The organism is Sphingomonas sp. PP-CE-3G-477, assembly GCF_003050745.1.
GTDB lineage: Bacteria > Pseudomonadota > Alphaproteobacteria > Sphingomonadales > Sphingomonadaceae > Sphingomonas.
This window is the reverse complement of record NZ_QAOF01000003.1, coordinates 72,759-89,924: the sequence shown is the minus strand read 5'-3', so window position 1 is coordinate 89,924 and position 17,166 is coordinate 72,759. Positions and strand designations below refer to the sequence as shown.

Here is a 17,166-nt window from a genome sequence, read left to right as displayed (position 1 = left end):
GTTCGGGCTCGGGCCGGCACCATCTTGTCCAATATGGCGATTGCGCGAGTTGACCGCCACGTCAACCATGCAGCATAGGTTACCGTGTGGGGGCGGATCAAACCATCGATTGGCGAAACGCCGCCGCGAGCGCGCTCGATTGGTGGCACGAGGCTGGCGTCGACACGCTGGTCGACGACGCCCCGCGCGACTGGTTTGCGGCGCCTGAGCCGCTGGTCGTACCCGCCGCAGTGCCTGCTGCGCCGGTCTTGGCACCCTCCGCGATGCCGCATTTGCTGGCCGATTTCCTGGCCTGGCGGAGCAGTGCGGAGGTTCCCGAGGCCGACTGGAGCGGGGTTTCGCTGGCCGCGGTTGGTCCCGCTGACGCTACGGTCATGGTGCTTGTCGATTGCCCGGACCGGGACGATGGCGATGCGGGGGCGCTGCTGAGTGGCGCATCGGGACGGCTGCTCGACAAGATGCTCGCGGCGATCGGTCTGACACGCGACGAAGTGCATCTCGCGGCAGTCTGCGCGAAGCGGCCGACGGCGGGGCGGATCCAGAGCGAGGTCGAGGCGCGGCTGTCGGAAATCGCCAAGCATCACATCGGGTTGGTTGCACCCAAGCGGTTGCTGCTGCTTGGCAATGCGGCGAGCCGTGCGATCCTCGAGACGGAATTACAGGCGGCGCGCGGGCGTTTACACGAGTTTAACCATAAGACCGGAGAAACGGGGTCCGGTTCGGCGTCTGGCAAAGCTTCCGACGAGACCGGCGTGGTCGCGAGCTTTCATCCGCGGTTTCTGATCGAAAAGCCCGCGGCCAAGGCCGAGGCCTGGAAGGATTTGCAGATGCTGATGCGCGGACTGACGTCGCAAGAGGGTGTGAGATGATTCGGACTCTAGCTATCGTTCTGGGGCTCAGCGCCCTCCCCTTTCCAGCACTCGCGGCGACCGTTGCCGGTGAACCCGCTGGCGATGCGCGGCTCGGCACGACGCAGTTGATCGGCGCACCGACGATCGAACAGATCCCCGACCAGCTCGATGCCAGCCAGCGCGAGGCCTACAGGACCGTGTTCGCGGCAATCCGCGACGGCAAGTGGACTGACGCGCAGATCGGGCTCGACACGATGAAGCCCGGCCCGCTGCACGCGATCGCGCGCGCCGAGATGTATACGGCGAAGGGCTCGCCCCGCGTCGAGATGGAGCCGCTGGTCGCGCTGCTCAACGAAGCGCCCGAACTGCCCGAAGCCGCGCAGATTTCGCGCCTCGCGACGACGCGCGGCGCGGTCGACTTGCCTCCCCTGCCCGCGGCTCAGCGGTTGATCTGGCAGGACGGCGCGCCGCGTCGCGTCCGCGCCAAGAGCCTGCAGGGCGACATGATCGCTGCCGATCTCGCGATGAAGATGCAGCCCTACGTCAAGGCGGACATGGGCCGCGAGGCGCAGTCGCTGCTGGAGAGTACGCCCGGCCTCACCCCTGAAGCGCTGACCGAGTGGCAGCAGAAGATCGCGTGGATCTATTTCCTCCAAGGCGATGATGTGAACGCGCGCGTGATGGCGGCGAAGGCACAGGACGGCGTCGGCGACTGGGCCGTCCAGGGCCGCTGGGTCGGCGCATTGTCGGCGTGGCGGCAGAATGACTGCGCGAATGCCGAGACCGGGTTCGAGGGTGTCGCGGCACGCGCCGGCGACGTCGATCTTCGGGCGGCGGCTTTGTACTGGGCGTCGCGCGCGGACATGGTGTGCTCGCGCCCCGACAAAATCGAGGGCCGGCTGAAGGCGGCGGCGCAGTTCGGCGAGAGCTTCTACGGCCAGCTTGCCCGCCAGCAGCTTGCGATGAAGGACAAGGGCACGTCCGTGGGCGGACTGGTTGCGAGCGACTGGAAGGTCGTCGGCAAGCGTCCCAACGTCCGCGTCGCCGCTGCCCTGGTCGAAGTCGGCGAGACAGACCTGGCCGATACCGTAATCCGCCAGCAGGCGAAGATCGGCGATCCGCGCGAGTTCGCCAACCTGGTCCGCGTGGCGGAAGCGCTGAGCCTGCCCGCGACGACCGTTTGGCTTGCGCACAACTGCCCGCAGGGGGTCACGTCGACCGCCGAGGCGCGGTATCCGACGCCGAACTGGACGCCCGACAGCGGCTGGCACATCGACAAGGCGCTGGTGTACGCGCACACGCTCGAGGAATCGCGGTTCCGCAACACGATCAAGAGCCCGGCCGGCGCGTATGGCCTCATGCAGATCATGCCCGCCGCCGCGACCGACTTCGCACGTGAGCGTGGCACCTCGATCGACGTGAAGGCGCTGACCAAGCCGAGCACCAACATGGATGTAGGCCAGCGCCATCTCGAGCGGCTGCGCGACATGGCTGGCGTCACCGGCGGGCTGCTGCCCAAGGTGATCGCGGCGTACAACGCGGGTCCACGCCCGGTCGGCGACTGGAACGCAATCGTCCACGATAACGGCGATCCGCTGATGTATATCGAGAGCATCCCGTATTGGGAGACGCGCGGCTACGTGACGACCGTGCTGCGCAATTACTGGATGTACGAGGCGCAGGGCGGCAAGAAGGCATCGACCAGCCGCAACGCGCTGGCGCAAGGCATGTGGCCGCGCTTCCCCGGCCTGCCGGGGGCGACAGCGGTGCGGATGGCGGCCAAGCCGTACACGCAATATCGTGCCAGCACGGCGCCTTTGAATGCTACCGTCGCGGTGAATGCCAGCGTCGGACCGCAATCCACGACTGTTACGCGCGCGGACTGAGTTTCATGCCGATCGATGAAAGCCGGATTTTCCTGCCGGTGCGGATTGCCGTGCTGACCGTGTCGGACACGCGGGGCCTTGCCGAGGATCGCTCGGGCGATACTTTGGTCGCGCGGCTGACCGAGGCGGGGCATGTTCTCGCCGACCGCCGGATCGAGAAGGACGACGTCGAGACGATCGTTTCGCGTCTCCACGCGTGGATCGGCGATCCCGAGGTCGACTGCATCATCACCACTGGCGGCACCGGCGTGACCGGGCGCGATGTGACCCCGGAGGCGGTCGAACAGGTCGCGGAGAAGATGATTCCCGGCTTCGGCGAACTCTTCCGCATGCTGAGCTACCAGACGATCGGCACCTCGACGGTCCAGTCGCGCGCCTGCGCCTGCGTGTCGCACGGCACCTATATCTTCGCGCTGCCCGGCTCGACTGGCGCGGTGAAGGACGGCTGGGACGGCATCCTGCGCGACCAGCTAGACAGCCGCCATCGCCCCTGCAACTTCGTCGAGCTGATGCCGCGACTGCTGGAGCGCTGAGCGCAGCTTGTTTGTTCGCTAAATTAGCGATCGAGCGCGCGAACTCGGACCATTTTTTTGCGGTTATCACCATTAGATAGTGCGGCGTACCAAGTGAAGAATCCGCTTTCGGCCGGTCGCCCATCAAGAAGTTTTCAGCATCCTCAATGACTTACGACAAGTGATGCACTGTATTATATAACTGGCACGCCAGATGCATTGATCGAGATGTCGCCCCATCGGGCGCCTCGTACCAACCATCACAAGGACGCTGCCATGACCTCGATCTTCCTGAAGAGCCTCGTTGCCGTCGCCGTTCTGGCCACTGGCGTTCCAGCTCTCGCGGCACCGCGGGATTCGATCCAGAAGACGGTGCTCAAATATGATGCCAAGACGCAGAAATACTGCTTGAACGATCCGGCCGTGACCGGCTCGCGGATCGGTAGGACGACCTGCAAGACCAACGCGGAATGGTCGGCAGCCGGTCTGAACATGCCCAAGACGATGGCTCTGGCGCAGAAGTGACGCGTGATGGTTCGGTCGGGCGATCTCGAGATCGTCGCGACCGAACCGCGGCCGCCTCACGCCAGCGCGGAGCCGCCCCTCGCGGTATGGATGAGATCGACGAGCTGCTTGTTGATCGACGCACCGTGAAGATGAAGATGAACCGCGTCATACCCCTCGCGGCGCAACCGCTGGCGTAGCGCGTTCACCGACTCGCATTCGCCCGATCGCGCCAACTCGAATGCCCGTTCCACCGTGGTGATCTGTTCCGTCATGTGCCTGCCCTACGCGCTATCGCAGCAGGCGGCGAGTATTCTTTCGTACCAGCGTCAAGCCTTTAGAAACCTGCGTTTATTTAACTAGATATGGATCAAGGCTCGACGGGTTCGCCAGCACCGCGCCATCAACTATGTTCTTCTTTTGTTCGTGAATTGCGTGTATCGTCGTGCGATGAAGACCGCCCGACCGGTTCGCGGAGCAACGCGCAACGACGAAAGCCGTCGCTTCAACCTGCCGCAGACCGAGGCGGACGGCGACTGGCTCGACATGCGCGAAGGGATCGACGGGATCGCGCCGAAGCTGCGGACGACGGTGACGGTCGAGACGCCGCGGACGATCATCAGCCGCAACGCGTCGCCCGACGTACCGTTCGACCGTTCGATCAATCCCTATCGAGGATGCGAGCACGGCTGCATCTACTGTTTCGCGCGGCCGAGTCATGCGTTTCACGACCTGTCGCCCGGGCTCGATTTCGAAAGCAAGCTGTTCGCCAAGCCCTCGGCGGCGGCGCTGTTGCGGGCGGAGTTGAGCAAGCCGGGCTACGTCGTCGCGCCGATGGCGCTGGGCACGAATACCGATCCGTACCAGCCGATCGAGACCGACTGGCGGATCACCCGCGGCATCATCGAAGTGCTCAGCGAGACCGATCATCCGCTGACGATCACGACCAAGTCTGACCGCGTGGTGCGCGATCTGGACCTGCTGGCGCCTATGGCCGCAAAAGGCTTGGCGGCGGTGGCGATGTCGATCACCTCGCTGGATCCGAAGGTGGCGTCGACCGTCGAGCCGCGTGCGCCGCATCCCGAGCGGCGGCTGGCGGCGGTGCGCAAACTCGCCGACGCAGGCGTACCGGTGTACGTGTCGATCGCACCGGTCATCCCGGCGATCACCGATCACGAGATCGAGCATCTGGTCGCGCGTGCGGCGGAGGCTGGTGCCAGCCGGGCGTTCTTCATCCCGGTACGGCTGCCGTTCGAAGTGGCGCCGCTGTTCCGTGCGTGGCTCGACGAGCATTTCCCCGATCGCGCGAGCAAGGTGATGGCGACGATAGCCTCGCTGAGAGGCGGCCGCGACAATGATCCGAACTTCTTCACGCGGATGAAGGGGCAAGGACCGTGGGCCGACCTGCTGGGTACGCGGTTCCGGATCGCCTGCGCCAAACACGGGCTGAACCAGGAACGGATCGCGCTGCGCAACGACCTGTTCCGCGCGCCGAGGGGGCCGCAGGGAGAGTTGTTTTGACCGATCGTCCTGCGTTGCGGCCGTGCGGATAGCGGCGTTCCAGCGCTTGCGGGTCGAGGACGACGCTGCCGCCGTCGTCGCGCGGGTCGTCGACGACCTGACGCGAGCGGACATGCGCATGGACCTTGCGGTGTTCCCCGAATGTCATCTGCTGGGGCACAGTTATGATCCGACGACGATCGCCGCGCGGGCCATCGATGTCGAGGACGACCGGTGGCGCGCGATCCTCGCTGCACTCGCACCGGTCGCGACAACGGTGATCCTCGGCAGTTTCGAACGCCGCGCGGACGGCGTGACGAACAGCGCCTTCGTGATCGAACGCGGTCGCGTCGTGGGCCGCTATGCCAAGCGGCATCCGAACGAACCGGGCGTGGTCGCGGGGCGCGCAAGCCCGGTCTTCGAACGGGACGGCGTGCGGTACGGCATCAACATCTGCAACGACGCCAACCATCCCGACGCAGCACGAAGTTTGGCCGACCAAGGCGCGGCGGTGATCTGCTATCCCCTCGACAACATGCTGTCGCCCGATACCGCGGCACGCTGGCGATCGCGCAGCGTCGAGAATTTACGCGCACGCGCCGTGCAGACGGGGTGCTGGATCGTGTCCGCCGACGTGACGGGATCGTGCGGCGCGCGGCTGAGTCATGGCTGCACGATGATCGTTCGTCCCGATGGCACGATCGCGGCGCGTGTGGCGGAAGGCGTCGAGGGCGTCGCAATCTACGACGTGCCATGACCGGATTTACCGTTCGCTCGCGACCGATGACAGGCATGATAGAGCGAGGTTCGACTGAAACCCATCCTCGTCCGGACAGCGACTTACTCCAGCGTACCCGACCAAGTATCAATGGGGTTCATCACGCAGGATCGGGTTGCCAGAGTTCGATCGGGTTGTCTTCGGGATCATGTATGCGGGCGAAGCGGCCAAAGCCGGGCATGTCCCATTCGGGATTGGTGACTACCGCGATCCCGGCCGCGCGGAGCGTCGCGATCAGGCCGTCGAGGTCATCGACACGCAGGTTGAGCATCCATTGGCGATCCTTGGGAAAATAGTCGGTGTCGGCCGCGAACGGTGCGAACACGCTCGGCCCTGCCTGCGTCTCCCACGATCCATACGGCACCGACCCGACGCCGAGATGCTCGACATACCATGCGCGGATCGCCTCCGGGTCGTTTGCCCGGAAGAAGAAGCCGCCGATTCCCGTCACGCCCATGCCTGCCCCCTAAGGTTGCACCGCCCAAAGCCGATGCGACGATACCAGACGAGCGCGACGATGCAGCCGACAGACCGGACGGTTTTGGTTGCTCCTTGCCTTAGCTATCCAAGCGGTCGCCATGCATCGCCCCGATGATGAGCCTTGGACGCGACGCCGACAGCGGCCGATCAGTGCGCCTAGTAGGCGCGGCCAATCAGGATGCGTTCCACCGCGGGTTCGCCGGTGAAGATGCACGCGCCGTCATCACACCCGGTCTGGCCCATCGGCGCGTTGCGGATCGTGAGCTTGAGCGCCTTCAACCGTTCGACGACCTTGTCGAGTGCCGCCCCCGTCGGCTTGGACCAGCGGACGTCGACCCAGCCGGGGTTCTTCACGCCATCGGCGAAATGCGCTTCGACCGCAGCGAAGTCGTTCGCGGGGACGATGTTGCCCTTCACGCGGTTCATCGACTCGACGTGGAGCGTCGCCTGGATGTCGTGCAGCATACCCGAAACCTCCCCGACGAACGCGTCGCGCGGCGTGGCGACGCTGTCGAGCTTGCCATCCTCGCGGTACAGGCGGTCGCGGCGGATCACGGTGACGTTGCCGCCCGCCATGTCGCGGCCGCCGACTTCGATCACGATCGGCGCGCCCTTCTTGACCCAGCCCCAGCGCTTGGTTGCGGCCTTGGCGGGCTTGAGATCGAGCAACGCACGGACCGGTTCGCCGAGCGCGGACTGCTTGGCCAGTTCGGCCTGGAGCGACTTGCAGTATTCGACGATCGCCGCGTCCTCGGGGACGTCGCGCAGCATCGGGACGATCACGACCTGCCACGGGGCGATCATCGGCGGCACGCGCAGGCCGTCGTCGTCGCCGTGGACCATGATGACCGCGCCGATCATCCGCGTCGACACGCCCCAGCTGGTGGTGTTGCACAGCTCGAACTCACCGCCCGCATTCTGGAAGCGGATGTTCTGCGCCGAGGCGAAGTTGGTGCCGAGGAAGTGCGAGGTGCCGGCTTGCAGCGCCTTGCCATCCTGCATCATCGCCTCGATCGAATAGGTCGCGACGGCGCCAGGGAAGCGCTCGTTCTCGGGCTTCTCGCCGGCGATGACGTGGACGCCGAGGCACTCCTCCGCGAAATCGCGATAGACTTCGAGCATCTTGAGCGTCTCGTCGCGCGCTTCGTCAGCGGTGGCGTGGGCGGTGTGGCCTTCCTGCCAGAGGAACTCGCTGGTGCGCAGGAACATGCGCGTGCGCATTTCCCAGCGGACGACGTTGGCCCACTGGTTGATCAGCACGGGCAGGTCGCGCCACGACTGGACCCAGCGCGCGAAGGCGGCGCCGATGACCATCTCGGAGGTCGGGCGGACGACGAGCGGCTCCTCGAGCTTGGCGTCGGGATCGGGGATCAGCCGGCCATAGCCGTCGGCCTTGAGGCGGTGGTGCGTGACCACGGCCATTTCCTTGGCGAACCCGTCGACGTGCTCGGCCTCCTTCTCGAAATAGGAAAGCGGGATGAAGAGCGGGAAATAGCAGTTCTCGTGACCGGTCGCCTTGATCCGGTCGTCGAGCAGGCGCTGGATGCGCTCCCAGATGCCATAGCCCCATGGGCGGATGACCATGCAGCCGCGGACGCCGGACTCCTCGGCGAGATCGGCCTCGGAGATGACGGCCTGGTACCAGGCGGAGAAATCCGCCTCGCGGGTGACGGGGAGTGCGCGCTTTATCATGCGGTGCGGATAGCGGGTGCGCGGGGGTTCGTCACCCCATCCTCCATCGCGCTCCGTCATCCTGACGAAAGTCAGGACCCAGAGCCAAGAGCGGTGAGCGTGGTATCCTGGGTCCTGACTTTCGTCAGGATGACGGACGTGTTTGTGTGGCGAAGACGGCGGTTTGCGGTGGGATCCCCGCCCGGCCCTCGCTAGGGGTCGCGCATGCCCACCGACCGCATCCTTCCCGCCATCGGCATGCGGTTGCTGTCGGTCGTAATCTTCGCGCTGATGAATACCGCGATCAAGCTGGCCGAGCGGCACGGCGCGAGCGTTTCGGAAATCCTGTTCTTCCGGCAGTTCGGCGCGTGCTTGCTGGTATCGGCGGTGATCGTCGCGGCGCCGGGCCTGCCTTCGGTCAAGACCAAGCGGTTGCCTGCGCATGTCGTGCGGGCGATCGTGGGGCTGTCGGCGATGGCGTTCACATTCAACGGGATCGTTGCGTTGCCGCTCGCGGAGGCGACGACGATCGGGTTCACGGTGCCGGTGTTCGCGACGATCCTGGGGGCGCTGGTGTTGCGCGAGCCTACCGGGTGGCACCGCTGGGCAGCGGTCGCGACCGGGTTCGCGGGTGTGTTGATCGTCGCACAGCCGGGTGGGGATCACTTTCCGTTATGGGGTGCGGGGTGTGCGCTGGCGGGGGCGTTCGGGACGGCGAGCGTGTCGATCCTGTTGCGGCAGATCGGCAAGACCGAGAGCGCGCTGACGACGGTGTTCTGGTTCTCAGCGCTGTCGTTGATCCCGTTGTCCGTGTTTTACGGGCGGGCGGCGCAGTCGCATGATCTGGTCGCGTGGGTGTGTCTGGCGAGCGTCGGGATCTTCGGGGGGCTGGCGCAGATCGCGATGACGACGTCGTTGCGGCTCGGGCCGGTGTCGGTGGTGGTGCCGATGGATTATTCGAGCTTGCTATGGGCGACGTTGCTGGGGTGGCTGGTGTTCGACACATTGCCGGCGGAGGCGACCTGGGTCGGGGCGCCCGTCATCGTGGCTAGCGGGTTGTATATCGTCTGGCGCGAGCATGTGCGGCGGCGGGAAGAGACTGAGCAGGCGATTGCTTAAGGCCACTCTTGTCATTCTCGCGGAGGCGGGAACCCAGACTGGCCGACCTCTCGTCTGGATTACTGACGCTTGCCAGTATGGGTCCCCGCCTTCGCGGGGATGACGGTTCGGGTTAGCGGACGCGGGCCGTTTCGAGCATCCGCTTGGCGCGGAGGTACATTTCGATGCGTTGGGTGGTGAACAGGCCTAGCGCCAAAGCGACCAGCATGTCGGTGATGGCGAAGGCGTCGAGGTGGAGGGCGTGGCCATCGCCGATCACGGCGCGCGCGCCGGTGCGGACTGCGACGATTGCTACGATGAACAGGACCGCGGCCGGGGAGGACGTCGTGTTGAGTGCGTGGCTGTCGGGATCGATCGTGATCCGCATGAGCTTGCCGCGTTGCCAGCCGAGCGCTGCGCCCATGACCAAGGCCAGTGCGCAGAACAGCCAGGCGAAGCCGTGCGGCGGGTACATCACGAACATGTACAGCGCGACGGCGGCGTAGAGCGTGGGGATGACCCAGAGGCGTTCCAGCTTTAGAGGTTTCACCACGCTCATGCGGCGCCAGCGGATCGCGAAGACTATGCCGATGACGACCGCGGTGATCGCGTAGCTGATCCAGCCTTGTGCTTCGTGCGCCTGCATCGATCCTGGCCCCCACCCCTGTTGGGGCGGAGGCTAGATCGGTTGCGGTGCCCTGGGCAATCCGTTTTCCTTCGTCTGCAGGAATCCAGGGTTACGGGCGGTTGCGTTCGTAACCTTGGGCTCCTGCGTTCGCAGGAGAACAACTATCCCAGAAGCTACTCCGCCGCCTGCGCTAGCGGAGCGGGGTCCTTCCAGACCAGGACCGGTTTCCGTGCCGCAAGCGTCTCGTCGAGGCGCGCGCGGGGGGCGAAGTGCGGGGCGGTCTTGAGGCTGGGGTCGCCGGCTTTCGCGCGTTCGGCGACCGAGCGGAGCGCGGCGATGAACTGGTCGAGGGCTGCCTTCGATTCGGTCTCGGTCGGCTCGACCAGCATCGCGCCGTGGACGACGAGCGGGAAGTACATCGTCATCGGGTGGAAGCCCTCGTCGATCAGGCCCTTCGCGATGTCGATCGTCGAGAAACCGGCGGCGAGGCCAGAGTCCGAGAACAGCGCCTCGTGCATGCACGGACCCGAGGGGCCGAACGGTGCGTCGAGCGTGTCGTCGAGACTGCGCAGGATGTAGTTCGCGTTGAGCACCGCATCCTCCGACACCTGGCGAAGACCGTCCGCACCGTGGCTGAGGATGTAGGTCAGCGCGCGCGTGAACATGCCCATCTGGCCGTGGAACGCGACCATGCGGCCGAAGCTGCCCGCGTGATGTTCGCCTGCGGTTTCTTCCTCGACGAGGACGAACTGGCCGTCCTGGTTCTCGACGAACGGGAGCGGTGCGTAGGGAGTCAAAGCCTCCGAGAACACCACCGGGCCCGAGCCCGGGCCGCCGCCGCCGTGCGGGGTCGAGAAGGTCTTGTGCAGGTTGATGTGCATCGCGTCGATGCCGAGATCGCCGGGCCGGACGCGGCCGACGATCGCGTTGAAGTTCGCGCCGTCGCAATAGACGAAGCCGCCCGCCGCGTGCACCGCGTCGGAGATTTCGCGCATGTCGCGCTCGAACAGTCCACACGTGTTGGGGTTGGTGATCATCACGCCGGCGACGTCGGGGCCGAGCCGGGCCTTCAGCGCGGCGGTGTCGACGCGGCCTTCGGCGGTGGCGGGGATATCCTCGACGCTATAGCCGGCGAAGGCTGCGGTGGCGGGGTTGGTGCCGTGCGCGCTCTCGGGGACGAGGATGATCTTCCGCGCGCCTTCGCCCTTGGCTTCCAGTGCGGCGCGGATCGCCAGGATGCCGCAGAGTTCGCCGTGTGCGCCCGCCTTCGGGCTCATCGCGACCGAGGTCATGCCGGTAAGCGTGACGAGCCAGTGCGCGAGCTGGTGGATGACTTCGAGTGCGCCCTGCACGGTGTCGACCGGCTGGAGCGGGTGGACGTCGGAGAACCCAGGCAGCCGCGCCATCTTCTCGTTGAGGCGCGGGTTGTGCTTCATGGTGCACGAGCCGAGCGGGAAGAAGCCGAGGTCGATGCCGTAGTTCTGGCGTGAGAGGCGGGTGTAGTGGCGGACGGTTTCGGGCTCGGAGAGACCGGGGAGGCCGATGGGTGCGGTGCGGAGCAACCCGCCCAGTTTGTTTTCCTGCGAACGCAGGAATCCAGGGTTGCGAGCGGCGTCTTTGGAACCCTGGGCTCCTGCGTTCGCAGGAGAACCAAAGGTGTCGAAATCGACGCCTGTCGTCACGCCGTCGCCGATCTCGAAGATCAGGGCTTCTTCCAGCATCAGCGCCTTGTTGCCGGTTACCGGTGCGGGGACGTTACCCGTGTTCGCCTCGGGCGAGGTCGGGCGCCAGCCGCTCTGGTTGATGCTCATGCCAGTATCTCCTGGAGTGCGGACGCAAGCGTTTCGACGTCCTCTGCGGTGGTCGTTTCCGTCACGGCGACGACGAGGCCGTTCGCGAGGGCGTCCTGGCCGGGGTACAAACGGCCAAGCGATACGCCGGCCAGGATGCCGCGATCGGCGAGCGTGCGGACGACGGGGCGGGCTTCGGTCGGGAGCTTCAACGTGAACTCGTTGAAGAAGCTGTCGTTTACCAATTCCACGCCGGGAATCTGCGAGAGGCGTTCGGCCGCGGACACTGCGCCTGCGTGGTTCACTTCGGCCAATTGGCGCAGGCCGGCTTCGCCGAGCAGCGTCATGTGGATCGAGAAGGCCAGCGCGCAGAGCCCCGAGTTGGTGCAGATGTTCGACGTCGCCTTTTCGCGGCGGATGTGCTGCTCGCGGGTCGACAGGGTCAGGACGAAGCCGCGGCGGCCATCGGCGTCGACGGTCTCGCCGCAGAGGCGACCGGGCATCTGGCGGACGTATTTGTCCTTGCACCCGAACAGGCCCACATAAGGCCCGCCGAACTGGAGGCCGACGCCGAGCGACTGGCCTTCGCCGACGACGATGTCCGCGTCCATCTCGCCGGGCGAGGTGATCGCGCCCAGCGCGACCGGCTCGGTGACGACCGCGATCAGCAGCGCCTTCTTCGCGTGGCAGGCGTCGGCGAGCGGGCGCAGGTCGGCGATGCGGCCGAGGATGTCGGGGTATTGGACGACGACGCACGACGTATCGTCGTCGATCTTCGCGATCAGCTGGTCGAGGTCCATGTCGGCGACCAGTTCGGGCGCGGTCGTGTCGAGCACGTCGCCGGTGAACTTGGCCATCGTGTTCGCGACCGAGACGTAATGCGGGTGGAGGCCCGACGACAGGATCGTCTTGCCCCGCTTGGTGATGCGACGCGCCATCACGATCGCTTCCCAGCACGCGGTCGAACCGTCGTACATCGAGGCGTTGGCGACGTCGGTGCCGAGCAGCCGCGCGACCTGAGTCTGGAACTCGAACAGCATCTGCAGCGTGCCCTGCGCGATTTCGGGCTGGTACGGCGTGTAGGCGGTGAGGAACTCGCCGCGCTGGATCAGGTGGTCGACCGACGCGGGGACGTGGTGCTTGTACGCACCGCAGCCGAGGAAGAACGGCGCTTCGCCCGCGGTGAGGTTCTTCTTGGCGAGCGCCGACATGTGGCGTTCGACCGCCATTTCGGAGACGTGCATCGGCAGGTCGCGGACCGGGCCGTCGAGGCGTGCGGCTTCGGGCACGTCGACGAAGAGGTCGTCGATGGTCGCGGCGCCGATGACGGCGAGCATTTCTGCGCGATCGGGCTGGGTCAGGGGAAGGTAGCGCATTCTAGTCTCCTCCCCTCCCGTTCACGGGAGGGGTCGGGGGAGGGAATGAGACGGGGAACGACTGTACCAGCCCCTCCCCCGACCCCTCCCGCAAGCGGGAGGGGAGCAGTTAGATCAGAGCTTCTCGACGAAGGCTGCGTAGGCGGCTTCGTCCATCAGGCTGTCGAGTTCGCTCGGGTCGCTGAGCGTCAGCTTAAAGAACCAGCCAGCCGCTTCGGCGTCCGAGTTCACCAGGCTGGAGTCGTCGGTCAAAGCCGCGTTGCCCTCGGTGACGGTGCCCGAGACCGGGGAGTACACGTCCGAGGCGGCCTTGACCGACTCGACGACTGCGGCTTCGTCGCCCTTGCTCAGCGTCTTGCCGGCTTCGGGGACATCGACGAACACGACGTCGCCGAGCTGGCTCTGCGCGTATTCCGAAATGCCGACGGTGCCGACATCACCGTCGACGTCGACCCATTCATGATCCTGCGTGAAGTAACGGCTCATATCACTTGGCTCCTGCGCGGACGTAGCGGTGGGGAATGAAGGGCATCGCGGTGACGGTGGCGGTGTGGACCTTGCCGCGTTGCGCGATCTCGATGCGGGTGCCGGGGGCGGCGAGCGCGAGCGGCACATAGGCCATCGCGATCGGCTTCCCGAGCGTCGGTGCGAAGCCTCCGCTGGTGAGGCGGCCGATCGCCGCGCCGGTGTCGTCGATAACCTCGGCGCCTTCGCGCGCGGGCTGGCGGCCCTCGACGATCAGGCCGACTCGCTTGGTGGCGGGGCCGTGCTCGCGCTGGGTCAGAATTCGCTCGGCACCGGGGAAGTCGGCGGCTTCGCGGCGACGCTTCGACAACGCGAAGCCGAGGTCGGCCATGACCGGCGTAATCTCGGGATCGAGGTCGTGGCCGTAGAGCGGCAGGCCGGCTTCGAGGCGCAGCGAATCGCGCGCACCGAGGCCGATCGGCTTGATCTCGGGGAGCGCTAGCAGCGCGTCGGCGAACGCGACGGCGTGCTCGGCGGGGAGCGAGATCTCGACGCCGTCCTCGCCGGTGTAGCCCGAGCGGCTGATCCAGAGCGGGACGTCGTTCCAGTGGAACGCACCGGCGGTCATGAACACGAGCGCGTCGACGCCGGAAACGATCCGCGCGACTGCCTCGACCGCCTTGGGCCCCTGCACCGCGAGCAGCGCCTGGTCTTCGAGGATGTTGATCGTGACGTCGTCGGGCAGATGCTCGATCAGGTAGCTGATGTCGTCGTACTTGGTCGCGCCGTTGACGACGACGTAGAAGCTGCCGCTAGCGGTCGGCGACGGGTGGAGCGGGTCGTACGCCTCGGGCTCGACGTCCTGCGCGGAGAACGGCGACGGCTGGTCGTCGGGCAGGCGCGTAGCCATCAGGTCGTCGAGGATGCCGCCGTCCTGCGCGAGCAGCAGCGAATAGCGCATCTTGCCTTCGCCGAGCCCCGCAATGTCGCCCGGCAGGACGGTTTCGAGCGCATGCGCGACGCCTTCACCGGAGAAGACGAGCTGGCCCATGTGGCTGACGTCGAACAGCCCGGCCGAGTCGCGCGTCCAGGCGTGCTCGGCCATGATGCCTTCATACTGGATCGGCATCTCGTAGCCGGCGAACTCGACCATCCGCGCGCCGTGTGCGCGGTGCCATGCGTCGAGCGGCAATGGCAGGATCTCGGGCTCGACGTAATCGTCGGCCTGGTCGATGATGCTGGCGTAATCGCGCAGTTCTGGTTCGCTCATGGTCGTCTCCGTCGAAGGGGCGCGCGGCACCAATGGGTGCAACGATCCGAACCCCCTCTGTCACGGGACCTGAGAGCTTTCGCGCGAACAATGTCCAGCGCTTACCCCTTCGGTGGCCCTCGGCGCGAGGCCAGGACGCTTTCCAGAGTGTCGATCAGCCCCGCGCGGTCTCTGGTGCCTGAGAGATTCCGGGGTGGTTGCTCCTTCGGCGGTTCCATCAGCCCTGAAAGGACCGGAAACGCTCTCCCGCGCGGTGCCATGCCGGTTGCCCGACATCGACGCCGCGAGTTGTGACGCGGCGCACAATTTTAGTCAATCGAGGGTTTGGGATTCGAGGAGAAAACGCCAGCTCGACCTGAGAAGAAAGCACCACCCCGGCGAAGGCCGGGGCCCAGTTGGAAAGGTCGTCGTAACAGCGGACCATCCGTCGTTACTACCGTCCCCCAAACTGGGCCCCGGCCTTCGCCGGGGTGGCGGCCTTATCTCGAGGTGTACGACCCGACGGAAAGCTGACCGTTATTCGACCGTCACGCTCTTCGCGAGGTTACGCGGCTGGTCGACATCCGTGCCCTTCAGCACCGCGACGTGATACGCCAGCAACTGCACGGGCACCGCATACACCAAAGGCGCGATCAGCGGGTGGACCTTGGGCATGGTGATCGTCGCCATGCAGCCTTCGCCGGCCGCCTGGATGCCGTCGTAATCGGAGATCAGCACGACCTTGCCGCCGCGCGCCATCACCTCCTGCATGTTGCTGACGGTCTTGTCGAACAGCGGACCCGACGGCGCGATGACGATGACCGGGACATGCTCGTCGATCAACGCGATCGGGCCGTGCTTCATCTCGCCCGCGGCATAGCCCTCGGCATGGATGTAGCTGATTTCCTTCAGCTTGAGCGCGCCCTCGAGCGCCAGCGGGTAATCCGTCCCGCGGCCGAGATACAGCACGTCGCGCGCGCCGGCGATGTTGTGCGCCATCGCCTCGATCGCTTCGTCATACGCCAGCGCGCCGTTGAGCGCGGCGGGCGCCTCGGCGAGGTGGCGGACGATCTCGCGCTCCTGGTCCCTCGTCAGCAAACCCTTCGCGCGCGCCAGGTTCGCGGCGAGTGCGGCGAGCACGGCAAGCTGGCAGGTGAACGCCTTGGTCGAGGCGACGCCGATCTCGGGGCCGGCATGCGTCGGGAGCAACAGATCCGCCTCGCGCGCCATCGAGCTGGTCGGGACGTTGACGACGACCGCGATCTTCTGCCCCTCGGCCTTCGCATGGCGCAACGCCGCGAGCGTGTCCGCGGTCTCGCCCGATTGCGAGATGAAGAGCGCAAGGCCGCCGTCTTCCATCACCGGCGCTCGGTAGCGAAATTCGGAGGCGACATCGAGGTCAACCGGCACGCGCGCGAACTGCTCGAACCAGTATTTGGCGACCATGCCGGCGTAGAAGCTCGTCCCGCATGCGACGATCGTGACGCGCTTGATCGTCGACAGGTCGAACTCGGGGATCGGCAGCGACACCTCGCCTTCCATCCGCTTGAGGTACGAGCGGAGCGTCTGCGCGACGACGATCGGCTGCTCGTAGATCTCCTTGAGCATGTAATGCTTGTGGTTACCCTTCGAGATCACCTCGCCGGTGATCCCGGACAGCGTGATCGCGCGATCGACGGGAGCATTGTCGCGGTCGTAGACCTGCGCTCCGTCGCGGGTCAGCACGACCCAGTCGCCCTCGTCGAGATACGCGATCCGCTGCGTAAGCGGCGCGAGCGCCAGCGCGTCCGAGCCGAGATACATCTCGCCCTCGCCGTGCCCGACGACCAGTGGCGAGCCGAGGCGCGCGCCGATCAACAGATCGGGATGCTGGCGGAACAGGATCGCGAGCGCGAATGCACCGTGCAGGCGCGGGAGTATCTCGCGGACGGCCGATACCGGGTCCATGCCCGCCTCGACCTTCTCGCTGATCAGATGCGCGACGACTTCGGTGTCGGTCTCGCTGGTGAACGTCCGGCCGCGCGCGATCAGTTCGTCGCGCAGCGGTTTGAAGTTCTCGATGATGCCGTTGTGGACCACCGCGACCTCGCCGGTCGCGTGCGGGTGTGCATTGTTGGTCGTCGGGCCGCCATGCGTCGCCCAACGCGTATGCGCGATACCGGTCTTGCCGGGCAGCGGATGCGCGGCGAGTTCGTTCGCAAGATTGACGAGCTTGCCCGACGCGCGCCGGCGCTCGATCGCGCCGTCATTGTCGGTGGCGATCCCGGCCGAGTCATAGCCGCGATATTCGAGCCGCTTGAGGCCATCGAGCAAACGGCCCGCGACGTCTTCGCCGCTCAGAATTCCAACGATGCCACACATATAGTCCGTCCGTCCGT

16 protein-coding genes and 1 riboswitch are annotated in these 17,166 nt (G+C 66.1%); of the genes, 7 read left to right on the top strand and 9 right to left on the bottom strand.

Annotated elements, in window-relative coordinates:
* The first annotated feature begins 86 nt into the window (after positions 1-86).
* The 4 genes from C8J45_RS07725 to C8J45_RS07710 all read left to right on the top strand — a co-directional run bounded on the left by C8J45_RS07725 (position 87) and on the right by C8J45_RS07710 (position 3,774).
* A complete protein-coding gene (locus tag C8J45_RS07725; RefSeq protein WP_107962700.1) occupies positions 87-869 on the top strand; it encodes a uracil-DNA glycosylase in 783 nt (260 codons plus the stop codon).
* Positions 866-2,737 (top strand): lytic transglycosylase domain-containing protein, encoded by a 1,872-nt coding sequence (locus C8J45_RS07720; protein ID WP_107962699.1) that lies wholly within the window; start codon positions 866-868, stop codon positions 2,735-2,737. The genes C8J45_RS07725 and C8J45_RS07720 overlap by 4 nt, the downstream gene beginning before the upstream one ends.
* A 5-nt stretch (positions 2,738-2,742) precedes the next feature.
* Complete coding sequence (gene moaB / locus C8J45_RS07715; protein WP_056047163.1) at positions 2,743-3,270, top strand: molybdenum cofactor biosynthesis protein B; 528 nt, start codon at positions 2,743-2,745, stop codon at positions 3,268-3,270.
* A 255-nt stretch (positions 3,271-3,525) separates the two neighbouring features.
* A complete protein-coding gene (locus C8J45_RS07710) occupies positions 3,526-3,774 on the top strand; it encodes a hypothetical protein (protein WP_146168588.1) in 249 nt (82 codons plus the stop codon).
* Positions 3,775-3,830: 56 nt separating this feature from the next.
* Here C8J45_RS07710 and C8J45_RS07705 read toward each other — a convergent pair whose 3' ends face one another.
* Positions 3,831-4,028, bottom strand: a complete 198-nt coding sequence (locus tag C8J45_RS07705) for a hypothetical protein (protein WP_107962697.1) — start codon at positions 4,026-4,028, stop codon at positions 3,831-3,833.
* A 175-nt stretch (positions 4,029-4,203) separates the two neighbouring features.
* Here C8J45_RS07705 and C8J45_RS07700 point away from each other — a divergent pair, with 175 nt between their 5' ends.
* The gene (locus C8J45_RS07700; protein ID WP_107962983.1) at positions 4,204-5,274 is read left to right on the top strand and encodes a PA0069 family radical SAM protein; all 1,071 of its coding nucleotides are present in this window, start codon (positions 4,204-4,206) and stop codon (positions 5,272-5,274) included.
* A gap of 22 nt (positions 5,275-5,296) precedes the next feature.
* Positions 5,297-6,010 (top strand): carbon-nitrogen hydrolase family protein, encoded by a 714-nt coding sequence (locus C8J45_RS07695; protein WP_107962696.1) that lies wholly within the window; start codon positions 5,297-5,299, stop codon positions 6,008-6,010.
* Between the two features lie 121 nt (positions 6,011-6,131).
* Here C8J45_RS07695 and C8J45_RS07690 read toward each other — a convergent pair whose 3' ends face one another.
* Both C8J45_RS07690 and C8J45_RS07685 read right to left on the bottom strand, forming a co-directional pair.
* Entirely contained in the window at positions 6,132-6,488 is a 357-nt protein-coding gene (locus tag C8J45_RS07690) for a VOC family protein (RefSeq protein WP_107962695.1), read from the bottom strand.
* Positions 6,489-6,667: 179 nt separating this feature from the next.
* A complete protein-coding gene (locus C8J45_RS07685; RefSeq protein WP_107962982.1) occupies positions 6,668-8,203 on the bottom strand; it encodes an aminoacyl--tRNA ligase-related protein in 1,536 nt (511 codons plus the stop codon).
* Positions 8,204-8,407: 204 nt separating this feature from the next.
* Between C8J45_RS07685 and C8J45_RS07680 the strand changes: the two genes are divergently transcribed.
* Positions 8,408-9,301, top strand: a complete 894-nt coding sequence (locus tag C8J45_RS07680; protein WP_107962694.1) for a DMT family transporter — start codon at positions 8,408-8,410, stop codon at positions 9,299-9,301.
* Between the two features lie 112 nt (positions 9,302-9,413).
* Here the strand turns inward: C8J45_RS07680 and C8J45_RS07675 are convergent, their stop codons facing one another.
* The 6 genes from C8J45_RS07675 to glmS all read right to left on the bottom strand — a co-directional run bounded on the left by C8J45_RS07675 (position 9,414) and on the right by glmS (position 17,149).
* Complete coding sequence (locus tag C8J45_RS07675; protein WP_107962693.1) at positions 9,414-9,926, bottom strand: CcdC protein domain-containing protein; 513 nt, start codon at positions 9,924-9,926, stop codon at positions 9,414-9,416.
* Between the two features lie 155 nt (positions 9,927-10,081).
* The gene (gene gcvPB, locus C8J45_RS07670; RefSeq protein WP_107962692.1) at positions 10,082-11,719 is read right to left on the bottom strand and encodes an aminomethyl-transferring glycine dehydrogenase subunit GcvPB; all 1,638 of its coding nucleotides are present in this window, start codon (positions 11,717-11,719) and stop codon (positions 10,082-10,084) included.
* Positions 11,716-13,074 (bottom strand): aminomethyl-transferring glycine dehydrogenase subunit GcvPA, encoded by a 1,359-nt coding sequence (gene gcvPA, locus C8J45_RS07665; RefSeq protein WP_107962691.1) that lies wholly within the window; start codon positions 13,072-13,074, stop codon positions 11,716-11,718. Before gcvPA ends, gcvPB begins: the two co-directional genes overlap by 4 nt.
* Before the next feature lie 114 nt (positions 13,075-13,188).
* Positions 13,189-13,560: a glycine cleavage system protein GcvH gene (gene gcvH / locus C8J45_RS07660; protein WP_107962690.1), complete on the bottom strand. Its 372-nt coding sequence runs from the start codon at positions 13,558-13,560 to the stop codon at positions 13,189-13,191.
* A gap of 1 nt (position 13,561) precedes the next feature.
* Entirely contained in the window at positions 13,562-14,809 is a 1,248-nt protein-coding gene (gcvT, locus tag C8J45_RS07655) for a glycine cleavage system aminomethyltransferase GcvT (protein ID WP_107962689.1), read from the bottom strand.
* 155 nt (positions 14,810-14,964) lie between these two features.
* Positions 14,965-15,068, bottom strand: a riboswitch (glycine riboswitch).
* A gap of 257 nt (positions 15,069-15,325) precedes the next feature.
* Positions 15,326-17,149 carry a glutamine--fructose-6-phosphate transaminase (isomerizing) gene (gene glmS / locus C8J45_RS07650; protein ID WP_107962688.1) on the bottom strand — a complete coding sequence of 608 codons (1,824 nt, stop codon included), beginning with the start codon at positions 17,147-17,149 and terminating at the stop codon, positions 15,326-15,328.
* Positions 17,150-17,166: the final 17 nt, after the last annotated feature.